Here is an 18,379-nt window from a genome sequence, read left to right on the forward strand (position 1 = left end):
TCATGGGGTGGTGTGCCGCACCGGCGCACCACCACTGACAGCCAGGTTCAGCGCCCGCGCCTCGGGGGCGAGGGAAGGTTTCAGCCGGACGGCGGTGCGACCCGGGTGGGGCCCGGACGTTCAGTAGACAACGGCTCTAGGTCGACCCGCAGCCGGCGGGTCCCAGGTCGGCCCGAAGGGCGCCGGGCCCCCATCCGTAGTTCCCGTCCGTGCTCGTACCCGGGTTTCTGTCCGTACTTCCGTCCTTCTGTCCCCGGCGGTGCCCGGCACCGTCCGACCGCGTCGGAGACCGGTCCCCGCCCGCTGGATATGGTGTGCACCTGCGTACGGACTTAAGGGGCAGTAAGTGAACGACGGCGGTCAGCGGCGGTACGGCCCGCTCGGCAGAATCCTGGTGATCATTCCGACCTACAACGAGGCCGAGAACATCAAGCCGATCGTCAGCCGGGTGCGCGCCGCTGTGCCGGACGCCGACATCCTGGTCGCCGACGACAACAGCCCCGACGGCACCGGCAAGGTCGCCGACGAGATCGCCGCCGAGGACAGCCAGGTCCAGGTGCTGCACCGCAAGGGCAAGGAAGGGCTGGGCGCGGCCTATCTCGCGGGCTTCCGCTGGGGCACCGAGCACGGCTACGGCGTTCTCGTGGAGATGGACGCCGACGGCTCGCACCAGCCCGAGGAACTGCCCAGGCTGCTGACCGCGCTCAAGGGCGCCGACCTGGTGCTCGGATCCCGCTGGGTGCCGGGCGGGCGCGTGGTCAACTGGCCCAAGTCCCGCGAAATGATCTCCCGCGGCGGCAGCACCTACTCCCGGCTCCTCCTCGGGCTGCGGACCAGGGACGTCACCGGCGGCTACCGGGCCTTCCGCGCCGAGACCCTGGACGGCATCGGTCTCGACCAGGTCGCCTCGCAGGGCTACTGCTTCCAGGTCGACCTGGCCCGCCGGGCCGTCGAGGCCGGCTACCACGTCGTAGAGGTGCCGATCACCTTCGTCGACAGGGAGATCGGCGACTCGAAGATGAGCCGCGACATCCTGGTCGAGGCCCTCTGGCGGGTCACCTCCTGGGGCGTCACCTCCCGTACGAACCGGGTCCTGGGCCGCAAGGCGATCTGATCCGCCGAGCCCGCCGCGGACCGGCGGCGGGCATCGCGCCCGGCGGCCATGATCACCCCCTTGCGCCACTCGGACGCCCGTACGGGCACACTGGGGACCATGACGACCGGCACACCGCCCCCGACCGCCCCCAAGCGCTCCCGCGCCCGTACCCTCGTCCCCCTCGCCATCGCCGCCTGGGCGGTGCTGGAGATCTGGCTGCTCACCGTCGTGGCAAACGCGGCGGGCGGGTTCACCGTGCTGCTGCTCCTCGTGGCGGGCATCGTGCTCGGCGCCGCCGTGATGAAGCGGGCCGGCCGCCGGGCCTTCAGCAACCTCACCCAGACGTTCCAGCAGATGCCGGGGCAGCCCGGCGCCGCGACCGCCCCGCCCGCCGAGGGCTCGGGCGGCAAGGGCAACGGCTTCCTGATGCTCGGCGGCCTGCTGCTGATGATCCCGGGCATCGTCTCGGACGTGGCGGGGCTCCTGCTGCTGGTACCGCCGGTCCGTTCCTGGCTCGGCCGGTACGCGGAACGGTCGCTGGAGCGCCGGATGCGCGCCGCGACCCCCGGCAGCCTTTCCGACGCCTTCCAGCAGGCCCGCATCCACCGGCCGGACGGAAAGATCGTCCAGGGCGAGGTCATCCGCGAGGACGGCGCGCAGCCGGGCGCACGCCACGACGAGGGCCCCCGGCCGCCGCTGACTCCCTGAGCCGGGCGTCCGGCGGACCGTGGCAGGACACGGCCGCCGGACGGACCGGGCCGCCCGGCGGACCGTGGTACGACAGAGCCGCGGGCCGTGACACACATTGCGTGTCACGGCCCGCGGCTCTGTCGTACCGAGGTGTTACGCGGTCAGGCAGACTTCCTGCTGTCCCGCGGGTGTACGGCGATGTTCATGGCTCCGGAGCGCAGAACCGCCAACCTCTCGGCGAGCACTTCCTCCAGCTCCTCGCGTGTGCGCCGCTCCATGAGCATGTCCCAGTGCGTACGCGCAGGCTTGCCCTTCTTCTCCTCGGGGCCATCCCCGTCCACCAGGAGTGCCATGGCGCCGCACGCCTTGCACTCCCACTCCGGCGGAATTTCCGCCTCTACCGAGAACGGCATCTCAAATCGATGTCCGTTCTGGCATGCGTACTCCACCGCCTGGCGCGGGGCCAGATCGATGCCGCGGTCCGTCTCGTAGCTGGTAACCACGAGTCGCGTGCCGCGGAGAGCTCGCTCACTCATGAATCGTGCCTCCCGGGCTTGTCGCCCACAGGACAGGTGTCGCTGTCGTCGTCATCCGGTCAACGTCCGGTCGGCGGTAAAGATTCCCGTTGCCGGTCATGTGTCGCCCGTCGTGCCGCTGCTTTTTCAGGTTTCCCAGGGTTTCAAGTACCCAGCGATGCCCGGTTTGTCACATCTGACGGAAGTTGTCACCCAACAGTTCGGTGTCTTCCGCTCGCAGTAACGGTCCTCCGGGCAGGCCAAAGGCGTACACTACCGGCCTTTCACTTCAACGTCTAAATCCGTTCCGGAACGGGATTGCCGGCGGCCGCCACGGCCCGCCGTACCGGTACCCTCGCGAGCAGCACGGAACCGACCACGAAGAAGATCACCAACGAGATGATCGCATCCCGGTAGCTGCCGGTCAGCTGGTACGCGAGTCCGAACACCAATGGCCCCAGCCAGCTCAGTCCGCGGTCGCTCATCTCGTACGCGGAGAAGTACTCGGCCTCCTTGCCGCGCGGCACCAGATGGGAGAACAGCGAGCGCGACAGCGCCTGGCTGCCGCCCAGGACCAGGCCGATCGCCGACGCCAGCGCATAGAAGTAGACCGGCGCCCCGGCGGGGAGGAAGTAACCGGTGACGAGAATCAGCGTCCAGACGACGAGCGAGCCGAGGATCGTGCGCTTCGCGCCGTACGAGCGGGCCAGTCGGCCCATCCCCAGCGCTCCGGCCACCGCGAGCACCTGCACCAGCAGCACCGCCGTGATCAGGGTCGTCTGGTCGAGGTCCAGCTCCTCCGAGCCGTAGACCGAGGCCTGGGAGATCACCGTCTGCACGCCGTCGTTGTAGATCAGGTACGCCAGCAGGAAGGAGAGCGTCAGCGGATGGCGGCGCATGTCGCGCAGGGTGGCCATCAGCTGCCGCCACCCCGAACCGACCGCACCTTCGCCGCCCGGCGCCACCTGCCGGTCGCGCAGCCTGCGCAGCGGCACGATCGTGAAGGCGCCCCACCACAGGCCCGCCGACGCGAGGCAGATCCGCACCGAGTCGGACTCGGACAGGCCGAAGGAGTCGTGGCCCGTGTACAGGACCAGGTTCAGGACCAGGACGAGCGCACCCGAGGTGTATCCGAAGGCCCAGCCGCGCGAGGAGACCGTGTCCCGCTCCTCCGGTCCGGCGATCTGCGGCAGATACGCGTTGTAGAGCACCATCGACACCGAGATCGCGGCGTTCGCCACGATCAGGAGGAAGGCGCCCAGCAGATAGCGGTGGCCGTCCAGGAAGAACATGCCGGCGGTCGCGACGGCTCCTGTGTAGGCGGCGGCCGCCAGCAGCGGCTTCTTGCGCCCCGTACGGTCCGCGGCGGCGCCCACGATCGGCATCATGATCACCGCGACCACGACGGACACCGAGACCGCGTAGGCGAACAGCGACCCGGCGCGGACCGGGATGCCGAGCGGGTGCACGAAGCCGTCGGCGTCGGCGGCCGCCTTGGCTATCGAGGTGAGATAGGGGCCGATGAAGACCGTCAGGACGCTCGTCGAGTAGACCGAGCAGGCGAAGTCATAGAAATACCAGCCGTGTTGTTCACGTCTGCGGCTCGCGGCCTCGGCGGCATCCGCTGTCGGTTCCGTCGGCCCAGCGGTTTCCGCGGTCTCGGCGCTCAACCCGCACCCCCTCGTCTCTCCCCGTGAAGACGTCGCACGGCCGGTGTCAGGCCCAGGTTCCCCGCTCGCTCAGCACCGTGCGCAGCGTCTCGATGTGATCGGTCATGATGCCATCCACGCCGAGGTCGAGGAGCGCGGCCATCCGCTCGGGTTCGTTCACGGTCCAGACGTGCACCTGGAGCCCGCGCGAGTGAGCCTCGCGCACGAAGCGCCGGTCGACCACCCGGACGCCGTTCTGGCTCTCCGGCACCTGTGCGCACACCGCGCCGGCCCGCAGCGCCGCGGGTATTCCGTACGAGCGCAGCCGCAGGCCCAGCACCCCCCGGACGCCGTAGGAGGTGGCGAGCCGGGGGCCCGCCAGCCGGTGGGCCCTGGCGACCCGGGCCTCCGAGAAGGAGCCGACGCACACCCGGTCCCAGGCGTTCGTCCGGCGGATCAGCTCGATCAGCGGGGCCAGGGCGGTCCCGGCCTTGATGTCGACGTTCCAGCGGGCCCCGGGGAAGGTCTCCAGGAGTTCCTCGAAGAGCGGCAGCGGCTCCCGGCCCGCCACCCTGGCCCGCCGCACCTCGCTCCACGGCAGCTCGGCTATCCGGCCGCGGGTGTCCGTCACCCGGTCCAGGGTGGAGTCGTGGAAGGCCACCAGACGGCCGTCCGACGTGGTGTGCACATCGGTCTCGAAGTAGCGGTACCCGGCGTCGGCCGCCCGGCGGAACGCGGCCGTGGTGTTCTCGATCCCGTCCGCCGCGCCGCCGCGATGGGCGAAGGGGATCGTCGCGGGATGGTCCAGATAGGGGTGGCGTACTGAGGTCACTCCGGAAGTATGGCCTGCTCCGGTGTCCGGGCGGTGACGGCACTGTCGCCGTCGTCCGGCGCGGATGCGACGGCCTCCCCGCGGGCCGCGCCCTTCCCGGCCGCGCCCTTCCCGGCGGTGCCACCCCCGTCGGCCCCGGCCTCCGCGCCCGGCTTCCCGCCGACCGCGAAGAAGCGCAGGAAGAACTGGGCGAGCGGGCCGATGGCCAGGGCGTACACGACCGTGCCGGCGCCGAGGGTGCCACCGAGCAGGAAGCCGGTCACCACGACCGCCACCTCGAGCAGCGTCCGCACCAGCCGGATCGAGCGGCCGGTCAGCCGGTGCAGCCCGGTCATGAGCCCGTCACGCGGGCCGGGGCCGAACCGTGCCGCGATGTACAGCCCCGTGGCGACGCCGTTGACCACGACCCCCGCGGCCATCACGGCGATCTGCGCGGCGAGGCCGTGCACGTCGGGCACCAGCGCCAGCGTGCCGTCCATGGCTATGCCCACGACGAAGACATTGGAGACGGTGCCCAGGCCCGGACGCTGCCTGATCGGGATCCACAGCAGCAGCACGATCGCGCCGACGATGATCGAGACGACGCCGATGGACAGGTCGGTGCGCTCGGCGAGCCCCTGATGCAGCACGCCCCAGGGTTCGAGCCCCAGACCGGCCCGGACCAGCAGCGCCGAACTCGTCCCGTACAGCGCGAGACCGACGTACAGCTGGATCAGCCGGCGGGTGAGGTGCGCCCCGCGAGGGACGGTCGTGATGGACAAAGGGTGCCCCCTGGTGTGGTGGTAGTGGACTGATGCGTGTCACTCTGTGGCAGGGGATTGGCTGCCAACTATGGCCAATCCGAGGAAGGTGGACTGATTTCCATGGCTCAGTGGACTTCGGCAGTGGGTGCGGCCCAGCTCGCCCGGCAGCTCCGGGCCCAGCAGCCCCGGCCCGCCGGACCGGGCGCCCGCAAGCCGCCCGCCTATCGTGCGCTGGCCGACGGGATCCGTCTGCTCGTCCTCGAAGGCCGGGTGCCCGTTGCCGCCAGGCTCCCCGCCGAACGCGAACTGGCGCTCGCCCTCTCCGTCAGCCGCACCACCGTCGCCGCCGCCTACGAGGCGCTGCGGACCGAGGGGTTCCTGGAGTCCCGGCGGGGAGCCGGCAGCTGGACCGCCGTGCCCGCCGGGAACACGCTGCCCGCACGCGGACTGGAACCGCTGCCCCCGGAATCCCTCGGTTCGATGATCGACCTGGGCTGTGCCTCGCTGCCCGCCCCCGAGCCGTGGCTGACCCGGGCGTTCCAGGGCGCCATCGAGGAGCTCGCTCCGTACGCCCACACCCACGGCGACTACCCGGCCGGGCTGCCCGCGCTGCGGCAGATGATCGCCGACCGCTACACCCGGCGCGGGATTCCGACCATGCCCGAACAGATCATGGTCACCACCGGCGCGATGGGGGCGATCGACGCGATCTGCCACCTCTTCGCGGGCCGGGGCGAGCGGATCGCGGTGGAGTCCCCGAGCTACGCCAACATCCTGCAGCTGATGCGGGAGGCGGGCGCCCGCCTGGTGCCGGTGGCGATGGAGGAGGGGCTCGGCGGCTGGGACATGAACCGGTGGCGGCAGGTGCTGCGGGACGCGGCGCCCCGGCTCGCCTATGTGGTCGCCGACTTCCACAACCCCACCGGCGCGCTGGCCGACGAGGACCGGCGGCGTGACCTGGTGGACGCGGCCCGCTCCGCCGGTACGGTCCTGGTCGTCGACGAGACCATGACCGAGCTCTGCCTCGACCCCGATGTGCGGATGCCCCGGCGGGTCTGCGCCTTCGATCCCGCGGGCTCCACCGTGATCACGGTCGGATCGGCGAGCAAGGCCTTCTGGGCGGGCATGCGGATCGGCTGGGTGCGCGCCGCCCCGGACGTGATCCGCAGCCTGGTGGCCGCCCGCGCCTACGCCGACATGGGCACCCCCGTCCTCGAACAGCTCGCCCTGAACTGGCTGATGCGCACCGGCGGCTGGGAGGAGGCCGTGCAGGTCCGGCGCGGACAGGCGAGGGAGAACCGGGACGCGCTCGTCACCGCGGTCCGCCGGGAGCTGCCCGACTGGGAGTTCTCGGTCCCGGACGGCGGCCTGACGCTCTGGGTGCGGACGGGCGGCCTCTCCGGCTCCCGGCTGGCGGTGGCCGGGGAGCGGGTCGGGGTCCGCGTTCCGTCCGGCCCCCGGTTCGGGGTCGACGGCGCCTTCGAGGGGTACGTACGGCTGCCGTTCACGGTCGCTGGGCCGGTCGCGGACGAGGCTGCGGTACGGCTCGCGGCTGCGGCGCAACTGGTCGGGTCGGGGGCGGGTGTGGGGGGCGAGACGCCGCGTACGTTCGTCGCCTGACCCGGGAAACGGGTGAGGGGTGACGGGCCGGCCGGCCCGTCACCCCTCGGGCGGATCCGCTCAGTCGGCGACCGCCATGCCGTCGACGGCCACGGCCACGCCCCGCGGCAGCGCCGGCTCAGGGACGCCCGTCCCGGCCGGCACGGCCGCCTCGACGGGTGCCTGCCGTTCGGGGAGCAGCCCGAGGACCGCCTGCCGCTCCGCCTCGCCGGTCGCCTCGTCGTGCGGATCGGGCGTGGCCGGGACCTGGAGCCGGAGCACCGGACCGGTGCCGAGCCGCGCGTAGCCGCGGCCGGGCGGGACATCGGGTGCCGGGGTGGTGTGCGGCTCGGTCCCGAGCACCGACTCCACCTGCTCGCGGGAGCAGTGGCCGAGCGCCACCCGGGCCCGGCAGTGCGTGCGTACGGTCTCGCCGAGCGCGTCCAGGCCGTCGAACTGATCGGACAGGACGACGGTCACGTTGGCCGCCCTGCCGTGCCGCAGCGGCACCTGGAGCAGCTCCAGCGGATCGGGCCCGCCGCCGGCGGCGGCCAGGTGGGAGAGGGGGCCGGGGCGGTCCAGCAGGATCCAGAGCGGGCGCCGGGTGTCGTCGGGCGCGGGGTGGCCGGACTGCCGGGCCCGGTTCGCGGCGATCAGCCGGCGTTCCGTCTCGTGGGCCGCCCACTCCAGCGTCGCCAGTGCGCCGGCGAGCCCGCACTCCACGGCCAGGACGCCGTCGCGCCCGGTCAGGAACGCGTACTCGCCGGTTCCGCTGCCTTCGACGATCAGGATGTCGCCGTGCTGGAGCGCCTGGAGGGCGATGGAGCGCAGCAGGGTCGTGGTGCCGCTGCCGGGCTGCCCGATCACCAGCAGATGCGGCTCGGTGGAGCGGGCGCCGGTCCGCCAGACGACCGGCGGGGCGTCGCGGGTGGCGTCGCCGTCGTGCACCGGAACGGTGCGCTGCACCGCGTCGGCGTCCGTGAAGCCCAGTACGGTCTCGCCGGGGGCGGTGACGAAGCGCTGGGCGCCGATCGAGGTGGGCAGGGCGCCGAGGACGCTCATGACGAGCCGGTTGCCCTCCTCGTCCCAGGCGAAGTGGTACTCGCGGCCGCGGCCGGACTTGGCGTGCAGCAGCCGCTCGATCCTGGCCCGGGAGTCGGCCTCGCTGTCGGTGAAGTAGGCGGGGTACGTCACCTGGAGACGGGTCAGCCGCCCGTCGCTGTCGAACTCGTAGCCGCTGAAGGCCTTATCCCAGTCGCCGCCGTGGGAGAACAGCGGACCGGGGTCGTCGGCCACCGAGAAGTACGGCACGAGCGCCTCGTACAGGGACCGCAGCCGCGCGGTCTCCGCCTCGTCGGGACCGGTCTTCACCGGGGTCCGCTCCCGCCCCGCCCAGGCTGCCGCACCCATCACCGTGACCAGGGCGATCAGGCCCCCGTACGGCATGAGCGCGAACGCGAAGACGCAGGCCGCGACGACGGACAGCGTGGGGCCACGCTTGTCCTTGGGCGTCGCGGCCCACTTCTGCAGTCCGGCCGCGGCCAGCAGCCGCAGACCACGGGTGATCGTGATCAGCGGATGGAGGACGTCCGTGGCGTTGTCGGCGGCCGTGCGCGCGAACTCGCGACTGCGAGTGATCGAGGCGCTGCCGCTGCTCAGAATGCGGGGGAGTGGTCGCCGGGCCACGTCGATCTCCTGAAGGGGTGGGAACGGTCGCGGACGGTCAGAACTTGATCCCGCCCAGGAGGCCGGCGAGACTCGCGCCGCCCGCCGTGATGCTCGGTGCGATCGCGGTGCCTGCCAGATAGAAGCCGAACAGGGCAGTGACGAGGGCGTGCGAGGCCTTGAGGCCGTCCTTCCTGAAGAACAGGAAGACGATGATGCCGAGGATGACGACGCCTGACATGGACAGGATCATGAGTGGTTCTCCTGGTTGGGGGGACAGTCACCATGAGTCCTTCCAGGTTCACCGGAAGTATCTATACGATAAAAGCTGCATTTGGGTGAAAAGTCGTTATTTTCACTTGAATGGCCGCCAGGATGATCCCGGTGCGGCGGAACAATCGATGTCGCGTACTGTTCCGGCGCACCATTCGTGATCCTTTGCCACGGGTGGGCCGGGTCATGTGCCCGGTCGGGCAGTACCCTGTCGATTCACTCGTACGGCCCCCACGGCGTACGTCCCGGCAGGTCGACAGCGGTGAAACCGGTTAATGGAAGGCGGTCCGTCCGATGAGCGAAACACCCGATCCCGAGGTGGTCGAGCTGGCGACGAAGGTCTTCGACCTCGCTCGCCGAGGTGAGACCGACGCGCTCGCCGCCTACGTCGACGCGGGCGTACCCGCGAACCTCACCAACGACCGGGGCGATTCGCTGCTGATGCTCGCCGCCTACCACGGCCACGCCGCCGCCGTCACGGCCCTCGTCGGCCGGGGCGCCGACCCGGACCGGGCCAACGACCGCGGGCAGACGCCGCTCGCCGGAGCTGTCTTCAAGGGCGAGGACGCGGTCATCGAGGCGCTGCTCTCCGCCGGGGCCGATCCGGCCGCCGGAACACCCTCCGCACTGGACACGGCCCGCATGTTCGGCAAGGCCGACCTGCTGGAACTCTTCGGTTCCCGCTGACCGGGTACGCCGTAAATGTGGTCGCGGTGGCGAAATGGCTGGGTCATCATGACGTCGCGGGCCCGGCTCCGGGCCACCGACGAGAGGCAGAGGAAGATGGTCTACACCAAGCAGAAGACGGCGGTCGGCCGATCATGTTGCTGCGCGGCGTAGTGCCCACCCGGCACTTGGAACTGCACAGTCCCGGTTGCGTCGACAGCTTGATGTGAGGCTTTTTCCATGTTTGATCCGTTCATAGCGCCGAGCGGCACCCTGCTCGGCCTGCTGCAGAGGGGCCGTGGCGACGGCACGCTCCACGCGCTCGCCGCACCACGCCCCGAGGCCCTGGCGGCTCTCAACCACTGCGTCCTGAGCGATCCGCGTCACGACTGGCAGGTGGAGAACCGCTCCCTCTACTACGCACGCCTCTACCTCGACCTCGACGGCGGCATCGAGGAGATCGAGCGGCACCTGTGCGATCCCGACGACCACCTCGACACCGACGACTCGCGCACCGGGCTGGCCCTGGCCGTGCTCGGCCACCTCGCCTCGTACGGACGCGGCGACGCACTGGCCCTGCTGCGGCGGTACGCCGCGACCGGCGCCAACTGGGCCTGGGCCCTGGACGAACTCGCCCTGCGCGACGACGACGCCGGACTCCGCGCCCTCGCCGTACCCGTGCTCGGCCGGTTCCCGGCCACCGAGGAGGGCGCGGCCGAGCTGGCCGCCGCCGTACGGGACGCCTACGAGCCCCGCCCCTGGCGGCTCTGGGCGGAGGACTCGCGCGACGAGATCGGCGCCAGGGTCCGAGCCGCCTCGGAGCAGGGCTCGTTCGACCGCTGGCAGCGCCAGATGCGCCCCAGCGGCCCCCGTCCGGGCTGGAGCGTCCAGGCGGTCTTCGACTGGGCCCAGCAGGGGCTCGAACGCGGCAGCACCCTCCATGGGCCGGCCGCCCGCTGCCTCACTGCCGTCGCGGGCCCCGAGGACCGGCCCACGATCGTCGAGGCCGCCCGCAGCGGCCCCGCCGGCGCACGCTGCGCCGCCCTGCACTATCTCGCGGAGGCCAGGGACCCGGCCGTGCTCGACCTGATCGAGGCCGGAGCGGTCAGCGCCTCGCGCACCGTCGCCGACGCGTCCGTCGCCGCCTTCGAGCGAATGTGCGGCGACGCGGCGGTGGACCGCGCCCGGAGCTGGGCCCGGCGGCCCGACGCGCTCGGCGCGTCCGCGGCCGGTGTGCTCGCCTGCCGGGGCGGCGCCCAGGACGCCTCACTGGTCCTCGGCGCACTGCGCGCGGCCGTACGGGGCGACGGGCCTGACGCACCACGGCTGTGGACCCTCGTCGACGGCGCGGGACGGCTAGGCATCGGCTGTGCCGCACCGGTACTGCGGCACATCTACCGGGAGACGTCCTCCTCGCACCTGCGCGGCCGGGCGGCCCGCGCACTGGCCGCCACCGACCCCTCCTTCGCCACCGGATTCGCCGTCGAATGCCTGTGGGACTGCGAGGAGACCACCCGCGAGGTGGCCGCACTCCACGCGGAGACCGGGGACATCAGGGTCGCGGAGCGGCTCCGCCGCCTCGCCGCCGACCCGGCCGAGGAGGCCGAGGTGCAGACGGCGGTACGCAGCCGGATCGGGCCCGACACCCCCGCGGCCTGACCGGGACACGCACAGCGACGCGCGTCGGGGGGGCGCGCGGCGCGAACGAGCGGGCCTCGGCCCAAAGGCTCGGACGCGCCCCGGTTCAAGCACTCATGGGACGTTCCCCGGGCGGAAAGATCCAAGCCGGCCCGGTCACGCCCGGCGCGCGGCGACACGGACATACGTGTCGTCGTCACCGAATCCCTCCGCCCGATGTCGAGGCGTGGCCCATTGCCCCCTGCAGACGGCCCGTCACCTCGTCGCCCGCGGCCACGAACCGCTCGTCATGGCGCCGGCCCCGGCCGCCGCGACGACCACGTCCCGCCCGGACGGCCCTTCGACGCCGACACCCCTGCCCCGTGGTACGCGTCCCCTCCTTCCCCCTGCCCGGCTACCCCCAGGTCCGGGCCGCGCTTCCGAGCAGGCGGCTGACCACCGCCCTCACCGCCCACCGCGCCGAGGAGCCCTGCGGAGCGCGCACGGCCGCCGTACAGCCGCAGCCGGCCGTGCCCTCTGGTCCGCTGTCGGCGCCGCGGGCCAGTATGGAGGGATGACCGGACGCTGGGAGTTCTGGATCGACCGAGGCGGGACGTTCACCGATGTCGTGGGCCGGGACCCGGACGGGCACCTGATCACCCGCAAGCTGCTCTCCCACGACCCGGACCGCTACCGCGACGCCGCCGTGGCCGGAATCCGGGCGCTGCTCGGCCTCGGCCCCACCGACCCGGTCCCCGCCGACCGGGTCGCCGCGGTGCGGATCGGCACCACCGTCGCCACCAACGCCCTGCTGGAGCGGCGCGGCGAGCCGACCGTCCTGGTCATCACGGAGGGCTTCCGGGACGCGCTGCGCATCGCGTACCAGAACCGGCCGCGCCTCTTCGACCGCCGCATCCTGCTGCCCGAGGCCGTCTACGAGCGGGTGATCGAGGTCCCCGAGCGGATCGACGCCCGCGGCCGGGTCGTCACCCCGCTGGACCGGGAAGCGGTCGCCGAGCGGCTGAGGGCGGCCCACGCCGAGGGACTGCGCAGCGCGGCCGTCGTCCTGATGCACGGCTACCGCCACCCCGGACACGAGAGCGCCGTGGCCGACGCGGCGCGCGAGGCGGGCTTCACCCAGGTCAGCTGCTCGCACGAGGTGAGCCCGCTGATCAAACTGGTGCCACGCGGCGACACCACCGTCGTCGACGCCTACCTCTCGCCGATCCTGCGCCGGTACGTCGACGAGGTCGCCGGTGAACTCGACGGCATCCGGCTGATGTTCATGCAGTCCAACGGCGGGCTGCGAGAAGCCTCCCACTTCCGGGGCAAGGACGCGGTGCTCTCCGGCCCCGCCGGTGGCGTGGTCGGCATGGCCCGCACCTCCGAACAGGCCGGATTCGAGCCGGTCATCGGCTTCGACATGGGCGGCACGTCCACCGACGTCTCGCACTACGCGGGCGATTTCGAGCGCGAACTCGGTACCCAGGTCGCCGGAGTACGGATGCGCGCCCCGATGATGAGCATCCACACTGTCGCGGCCGGCGGCGGTTCCGTGCTGCACTTCGACGGCCGGCGCTACCGGGTCGGCCCCGACTCGGCGGGCGCGACGCCCGGCCCGGCCTGCTACCGCCGCGGCGGTCCGCTGACCGTCACCGATGCCAATGTGATGCTCGGCCGGATCCAGCCCGCGCACTTCCCGGCCGTGTTCGGACCGGGCGGCGACCTCCCGCTCGACGCGGACCTGGTCCGCAAACGCTTCGACGCGCTCGCCGAGGACGTCGCACGCGCCACCGGAACCCGGCGCACGCCCGCCGAGACCGCCGCCGGATTCCTGGAGATCGCCGTGCTCAACATGGCGAGCGCGGTCAAGAAGATCTCCGTGCAGCGCGGGCACGACATCACCCGCTACGCCCTGACCGGCTTCGGCGGCGCCGGTGGCCAGCACGTCTGCGCCGTCGCCGACTCGCTGGGCATCGACACGGTCCTCGTACCGCCGCTGGCGGGCGTGCTGTCCGCGTACGGGATCGGCCTCGCCGACGCCACCGCGATGCGCGAGCAGTCGGTGGAAGCGGAGCTGAACGAGGCGACCAGGACCGCGATCGGCGGACTCTGTGACGAACTGGCCGCCCGGACCCGTGCCGAACTGCGTGCCGACGCCGTCCCCGACCCCGCGATCAGCACCCGTGCCCGGGTACTGCTGCGCTACGCGGGTACGGACTCCAGCCTGCCCGTCGACCTGGACACCGCACCCGCCATGGCCGAGGCGTTCACCGCCGAGCACCGGGCGCGCTACGCGTTCACCATGGACAAGCCCCTGGTCGTCGAGGCGGTGTCGGTCGAGGCGACCGGAACGGCGGGCCGGCACCGGCCCCGCCCGGCCGACCGAGAGCCACGCCCGGGAACCCGGCCCCGACCGCACGACACCGTGCGGATGTTCGCCGACGGCCGATGGCAGGACACCCCGCTCCACCGCCGCGAGGACCTCCGCACCGCCGACACCGTGACCGGCCCTGCCGTCATCGCCGAGGCGGACGCCACCACCGTCGTCGACCCGGGCTGGCAGGCCACGCTCCACGGCACCGGCCATCTGCTGCTCACCAGGGTCCGCCCGCGCCCGGACCGTACCGCCGTCGGCACCCGGGTCGACCCCGTCATGCTGGAGGTCTTCAACAACCTCTTCATGTCGATCGCCGAGCAGATGGGTGTGCGCCTGGAGAACACGGCCCACTCCGTCAACATCAAGGAGCGGCTCGACTTCTCCTGCGCGCTCTTCGACGCGGACGGCAATCTGATCGCCAACGCCCCGCACATCCCCGTCCACCTCGGCTCGATGGGGGAGTCCATCAAGGAGGTGCTGCGGCGCAACGGCGAGGCGATGCGGCCCGGCGACGTGTACGCCATCAATGATCCGTACCACGGGGGAACCCACCTGCCCGACGTGACCGTGGTGACACCCGTGTTCGACGGGGCCGACGGCGAGCGGCCGGAGCTGCGCTTCCTCGTGGCCTCACGCGGACACCACGCCGAGATCGGCGGCATCACCCCCGGCTCCATGCCCGCCTTCAGCCGCACCATCCATGAGGAGGGGGTGCTGTTCGACAACTGGCTGCTGGTGCGCGACGGCAGGTTCCGCGAGGACGAGACGCGCGAACTGCTCACCGCCGCCGCATACCCCTCGCGCGACCCGGAGGCCAACCTCGCCGACCTGCGCGCCCAGATCGCCGCGAACGAGAAGGGCATCGCCGAACTCCGCCGCATGACCGAACAGTTCGGGACCGATGCCGTCGCCGCGTACATGCGGCACGTACAGGACAACGCCGAGGAGTCCGTCCGCCGGATCATCGCCGCACTGCACGACGGCTCCTACCGCTACGAGACCGACAACGGCGCGGTCATCGAGGTCGCCCTCACCGTGGACCGGGCCGCCCGCAGCGCGGTCGTCGACTTCACCGGCACCTCACCGCAGCAGCCGGGCAACTTCAACGCGCCGAAATCCGTGGTCATGGCGGCCGTGCTCTACGTCTTCCGGACCCTGGTCGACGACGACATCCCCCTCAACAGCGGCTGTCTCAAACCCGTGGAGGTCCGGATCCCGGAAGGCTCCATGCTGGCGCCCGTCCACCCGGCGGCCACCGTCGCGGGGAACGTGGAGACGTCCCAGGCCGTCACCGGTGCCCTGTACGCGGCCCTCGGCATCCAGGCCGAGGGCTCGGGCACCATGAACAACCTCACCTTCGGCAACGAACGCGTCCAGTACTACGAGACCGTGGCGAGCGGCTCCGGCGCGGGCGACGGCTTCGACGGCGCCGACGCCGTACAGACCCACATGACCAACTCCCGCCTCACCGACCCCGAAGTCCTCGAATGGCGCTACCCCGTCCTGCTGGAGAGCTTCCGGGTCCGTGAGGGCAGCGGGGGCGACGGGCGCTGGCACGGCGGCCGCGGCGTGGAGCGGCGCATCCGCTTCCTGGAGCCCGTCACCGTGGCGCTGCTCTCCGGCCACCGCCGGGTCCGGCCGTACGGCATGGCGGGCGGCGGACCCGGCGCACGGGGCGACCAGCACATCGAGCACCCGGGCGACCGGGCGGCCACCGCGCTGCGCGGCTGCGACACGGCCGAGCTGGAGGCTGGGGACGTTCTGGTGCTGCGCACACCTGGCGGCGGGGGCTACGGAACCCCGCGGCCGGGTCGCGACGACGGTGCGGAGCGCGGCGGAGAACAGGGTGCGGAACACGGCGGGGAGAACGGCGGCGAGAGCGGCGGAGAAGACGGCGGGGAACGCGGTTGGGAACGTGGAGGGGAAGGGCCCTGACACCGCTGCCGGCCGGCCCCGGGCAGGGGTCGCTTCTGCGCCGTTTCGACCGTTGTCAGTCCGAGGACCTAATCTGTGCACCGTGACTTCGCCTGCCTACACGGACAACGCTGCGCCCCAGCTCAGCGCGGGGCCGCGGCCCGCCCCGGGCCCGGCCGCCGACGAGGGGCTCTCGCGGCGGCTGCGCGCGCTCGCCTGCACGGCGCCGCTGCACGATCTCGATGTGCGCAAGGCGAATCTGGCCGGTGAGTACACGGTCTACGCGATGGCAGAAGTCGCGCTCGCCGCGATCGACCTCGTCACCCTCAACATGGACTTCGACACGGGTGCCGACCACGACCAGATAGTGACCAGACTGCTGCCCCGCGTCGCCGCCCAGGCCCCGGGCCGTCCGGTGACCGAGCACGAACGGGTCGCCCGCTGGGTGCTGGAGAACCTGATCAACGTCGGCAGCGTGGACCGCGGATTCCGCGCGGTGTACGGCACCTTCGGCCCCGACGGGGTCTACGTCCGCCGGGACTACGACTTCAAGCTGATCGAAGAGGTCCCGGGATACGGTGGCACGGTCTACCTCCGCGCCACCGACGAAGCGGTCAACGTCCTGGTCGGTGCCCTCGACACGGACGTCACCAGCGCCCAGATCGCCGCCGAGGTGAAGCTGGAGGTCCTCATCAGCCGGGGCCGCCTCGCGGACGCCCAGCTCGCCGCCGAGCAGGCCCGCTACCGCACCGTGCAGTACGCGGAGACCCTCCGCAAGACGCTGGAGGCCACCCGGCGCAACGTCCGTGCGGTCGACTGGCTCAACGCGGTCCCCGACATGATCGCCGAAGCGCTGGACCACGTCGCAGACCGCTACCGCCACGAGAACGCGATCCTCACCAACATCCGCAAGGCGCGCGACGAGGCGGAGGAGCCCGAGCACAAGCGCCGCGCCGCCGAGCTCGTCGACATCGTCAAGGACTGCATCCGCCGCCACACCCAGCTCCAGTCCCGCCTGCTGGAAGCCGGACCGCTGTTCCGCGCCGAGCAGGACCGGCAGGCCTTCGCCGCCCCCACCGCCCACACCGGCCTCGACCTGTACGGCCAATTGGTCGCCCCGCTGCTGCCGCTCCCCGTCGAACAGGCGATCCGCGTCACCGACGCCTTCTTCGCCCGCGGCACCGGACTGCGCACCCCCACCTCGGTCAGGGTCGGCGACCTCGTCGACATGCTGCTCACCCCGCCCCTGGAGCGGGAACACCTGGGCGCCGAGATGCCCGAGCCCGATCTGATCGCCACCCCCGACGACAGCAGGTTCAGCGAGGAGCAGCTCGCGAGCGCCATGGAGCTCCTGGACCTGGAGCACGACGCCCCGCGACGTCTATCCGGACTCCTCGCCGAGGCCCGGCGCCGCGATCCCGAACTGCCCTATCTGGTCGCCCTGCTCGCGGTGCACGCCGCGAGCCCGCCGGTCGGCACCGCATACCGCCAGGGCGAACAGCGGCTGCTGTTCTCCGTCGACGACGGCACACAGCTCGACGACCCGGAGTTCGGCGGTGCGGACCTGATCGTCGGCACGGCCCTGCTGGACGCGGCCGGGATGGCCGCCGACCGCACGGAGGCGTCATGACCGGCGCGGTGCGCGCGCCGCATCGCGCGCCGACCCGGCAGGCCCCCGCCGGTACCCGTGCCGCGGCCACGGACGGGACCGTGCCGCCCGGGAAGACCGCCGCGAGAGCCGGCGCCGTCCACCCCGTACCCGTACTCGTACCGAAGAGTTTCCGCAGCAAGGAGCGACAGTCGTGAGCGACCACCGCGCACAGCATGCCGACGCGTGGAGCGAGCCGACCGCCGCGTACGCGACCGAGGTAACCGGCCCCGTCGACCCGGTGGTCCCCGCGGCCACGCCCTCCGTCACCCCGGCCGACGCCGCCGACGCCGCCCGGCTCGTCGCCTTCGGCCTCCAGCCCAAGCTGCTGCCCGCCCGCGACGCCGAATACGCCGAACTGCTCCGCCGCTACCGGGAGGAGCCCGCCTTCGCCCGGCTCGCCGACGCCGTGGCGACCGGGCTCGGCCTGGTCGTCCTGGAGGTGTCCACCCGCGCGGGCATGGCCGTGACCGCCGGTGAGGACTCCGTCTTCGCGGTCCGCATGGGCGACTACGCCCGCCGCGCCTCCTCCGACTCCGCCGACCGCTTCCTGCACGGGCTGGCGCACCTCGCCGTCGCCGCGATGGCCTTCCCCCGCCCCGAGGACCTCGCCGACGACGCGTACATCGGCCGGATCACGGTCAACGGCGTCGACTCCTTCGTACGCCAGGCGTGCCACCGGCTGGAGGAGCGCGCCGAGGAGCACGGCGACAACACCGACCCGGCCACCGACGCCCCCGGACTCGAAGCGGCCTGGCGGATCTACGCCCGGCGCAGCTCCACCGGCGCCACGAAGGACGCCCGCCGCCTGGCCGGCTCCACCACCGGCATCGTCGGCAAGGCCGTCGCCTTCCTCACCGACTCCGGCTTCCTCCAGCGCACCGGCGACGACGCCGGGGGCGCCTTCCGCACCACCGCCCGCTACCAGCTCCAGGTCCGCGACATGGCCGGCAGCGCCGCAATGGCCGAACTGCTGGAACTCGGCGTCGTACCGGTCACCGACGGCACGGCGACGCTGCTGCCGCCGCCCGACGCCGACGACCTGGAGCTGGCCGCCGACGCCGGTCTGCCCTTCCACGCCTGACCGGCCCG

At 72.3% G+C, this 18,379-nt stretch carries 15 protein-coding genes and 1 pseudogene; 10 read left to right on the forward strand and 6 right to left on the reverse strand.

Going from position 1 to position 18,379, the window contains the following annotated elements; all coding sequences use genetic code 11:
* The first annotated feature begins 346 nt into the window (after positions 1 to 346).
* Together OG842_RS33340 and fxsA are read left to right on the forward strand one after the other, a co-directional pair.
* Complete coding sequence (locus OG842_RS33340) at positions 347 to 1,114, forward strand: polyprenol monophosphomannose synthase (RefSeq protein ID WP_266735594.1); 768 nt, start codon at positions 347 to 349, stop codon at positions 1,112 to 1,114.
* A 99-nt stretch (positions 1,115 to 1,213) separates the two neighbouring features.
* On the forward strand, positions 1,214 to 1,804 hold the full coding sequence (gene fxsA / locus OG842_RS33345; RefSeq protein WP_328512592.1) for an FxsA family membrane protein: 591 nt from the start codon (positions 1,214 to 1,216) through the stop codon (positions 1,802 to 1,804).
* Between the two features lie 143 nt (positions 1,805 to 1,947).
* On the opposite strand, the gene OG842_RS33350 is transcribed toward fxsA, so the two are convergent.
* The 4 genes from OG842_RS33350 to yczE all read right to left on the reverse strand — a co-directional run bounded on the left by OG842_RS33350 (position 1,948) and on the right by yczE (position 5,543).
* Positions 1,948 to 2,322: an RNA polymerase-binding protein RbpA gene (locus OG842_RS33350; RefSeq protein ID WP_007262928.1), complete on the reverse strand. Its 375-nt coding sequence runs from the start codon at positions 2,320 to 2,322 to the stop codon at positions 1,948 to 1,950.
* 275 nt (positions 2,323 to 2,597) lie between these two features.
* Complete coding sequence (locus OG842_RS33355) at positions 2,598 to 3,971, reverse strand: MFS transporter (RefSeq protein WP_266735591.1); 1,374 nt, start codon at positions 3,969 to 3,971, stop codon at positions 2,598 to 2,600.
* Between the two features lie 46 nt (positions 3,972 to 4,017).
* Positions 4,018 to 4,782 carry a glycerophosphodiester phosphodiesterase gene (locus OG842_RS33360; RefSeq protein WP_266735589.1) on the reverse strand — a complete coding sequence of 255 codons (765 nt, stop codon included), beginning with the start codon at positions 4,780 to 4,782 and terminating at the stop codon, positions 4,018 to 4,020.
* Positions 4,779 to 5,543, reverse strand: a complete 765-nt coding sequence (gene yczE / locus OG842_RS33365) for a membrane protein YczE (RefSeq protein ID WP_266735588.1) — start codon at positions 5,541 to 5,543, stop codon at positions 4,779 to 4,781. The genes OG842_RS33360 and yczE overlap by 4 nt, the downstream gene beginning before the upstream one ends.
* A gap of 102 nt (positions 5,544 to 5,645) precedes the next feature.
* On the opposite strand from yczE, the gene OG842_RS33370 reads away from it, so the two are divergent.
* The gene (locus OG842_RS33370; protein ID WP_266735586.1) at positions 5,646 to 7,145 is read left to right on the forward strand and encodes an SCO1417 family MocR-like transcription factor; all 1,500 of its coding nucleotides are present in this window, start codon (positions 5,646 to 5,648) and stop codon (positions 7,143 to 7,145) included.
* Between the two features lie 60 nt (positions 7,146 to 7,205).
* Here OG842_RS33370 and OG842_RS33375 read toward each other — a convergent pair whose 3' ends face one another.
* Positions 7,206 to 8,810, reverse strand: coding sequence for a hypothetical protein (locus OG842_RS33375; protein WP_266735585.1), 1,605 nt, complete (start codon positions 8,808 to 8,810; stop codon positions 7,206 to 7,208).
* A gap of 37 nt (positions 8,811 to 8,847) precedes the next feature.
* Positions 8,848 to 9,042, reverse strand: a complete 195-nt coding sequence (locus OG842_RS33380) for a hypothetical protein (RefSeq protein WP_018103962.1) — start codon at positions 9,040 to 9,042, stop codon at positions 8,848 to 8,850.
* Between the two features lie 314 nt (positions 9,043 to 9,356).
* Here OG842_RS33380 and OG842_RS33385 point away from each other — a divergent pair, with 314 nt between their 5' ends.
* From OG842_RS33385 to OG842_RS33415, 7 genes and pseudogenes are all read left to right on the forward strand, one after another.
* Entirely contained in the window at positions 9,357 to 9,749 is a 393-nt protein-coding gene (locus tag OG842_RS33385; protein ID WP_072489348.1) for an ankyrin repeat domain-containing protein, read from the forward strand.
* Between the two features lie 219 nt (positions 9,750 to 9,968).
* Positions 9,969 to 11,387, forward strand: coding sequence for a HEAT repeat domain-containing protein (locus OG842_RS33390; RefSeq protein ID WP_266735583.1), 1,419 nt, complete (start codon positions 9,969 to 9,971; stop codon positions 11,385 to 11,387).
* 162 nt (positions 11,388 to 11,549) lie between these two features.
* A pseudogene (locus tag OG842_RS33395) lies at positions 11,550 to 11,830 on the forward strand (glycosyltransferase family 1 protein); the annotation flags it as partial.
* Between the two features lie 89 nt (positions 11,831 to 11,919).
* The gene (locus OG842_RS33400) at positions 11,920 to 15,660 is read left to right on the forward strand and encodes a hydantoinase B/oxoprolinase family protein (protein WP_266735582.1); all 3,741 of its coding nucleotides are present in this window, start codon (positions 11,920 to 11,922) and stop codon (positions 15,658 to 15,660) included.
* Positions 15,661 to 15,742: 82 nt separating this feature from the next.
* Positions 15,743 to 17,269: a hypothetical protein gene (locus OG842_RS33405; RefSeq protein WP_266735580.1), complete on the forward strand. Its 1,527-nt coding sequence runs from the start codon at positions 15,743 to 15,745 to the stop codon at positions 17,267 to 17,269.
* A complete protein-coding gene (locus OG842_RS33410; protein WP_266735578.1) occupies positions 17,266 to 17,445 on the forward strand; it encodes a hypothetical protein in 180 nt (59 codons plus the stop codon). The genes OG842_RS33405 and OG842_RS33410 overlap by 4 nt, the downstream gene beginning before the upstream one ends.
* Entirely contained in the window at positions 17,442 to 18,371 is a 930-nt protein-coding gene (locus OG842_RS33415) for a hypothetical protein (protein WP_266735576.1), read from the forward strand. Before OG842_RS33410 ends, OG842_RS33415 begins: the two co-directional genes overlap by 4 nt.
* The last annotated feature ends 8 nt before the right edge of the window (positions 18,372 to 18,379 follow it).

Origin of the sequence: Streptomyces sp. NBC_00376 (assembly GCF_036077095.1) — a bacterium.
GTDB lineage: Bacteria > Actinomycetota > Actinomycetes > Streptomycetales > Streptomycetaceae > Streptomyces.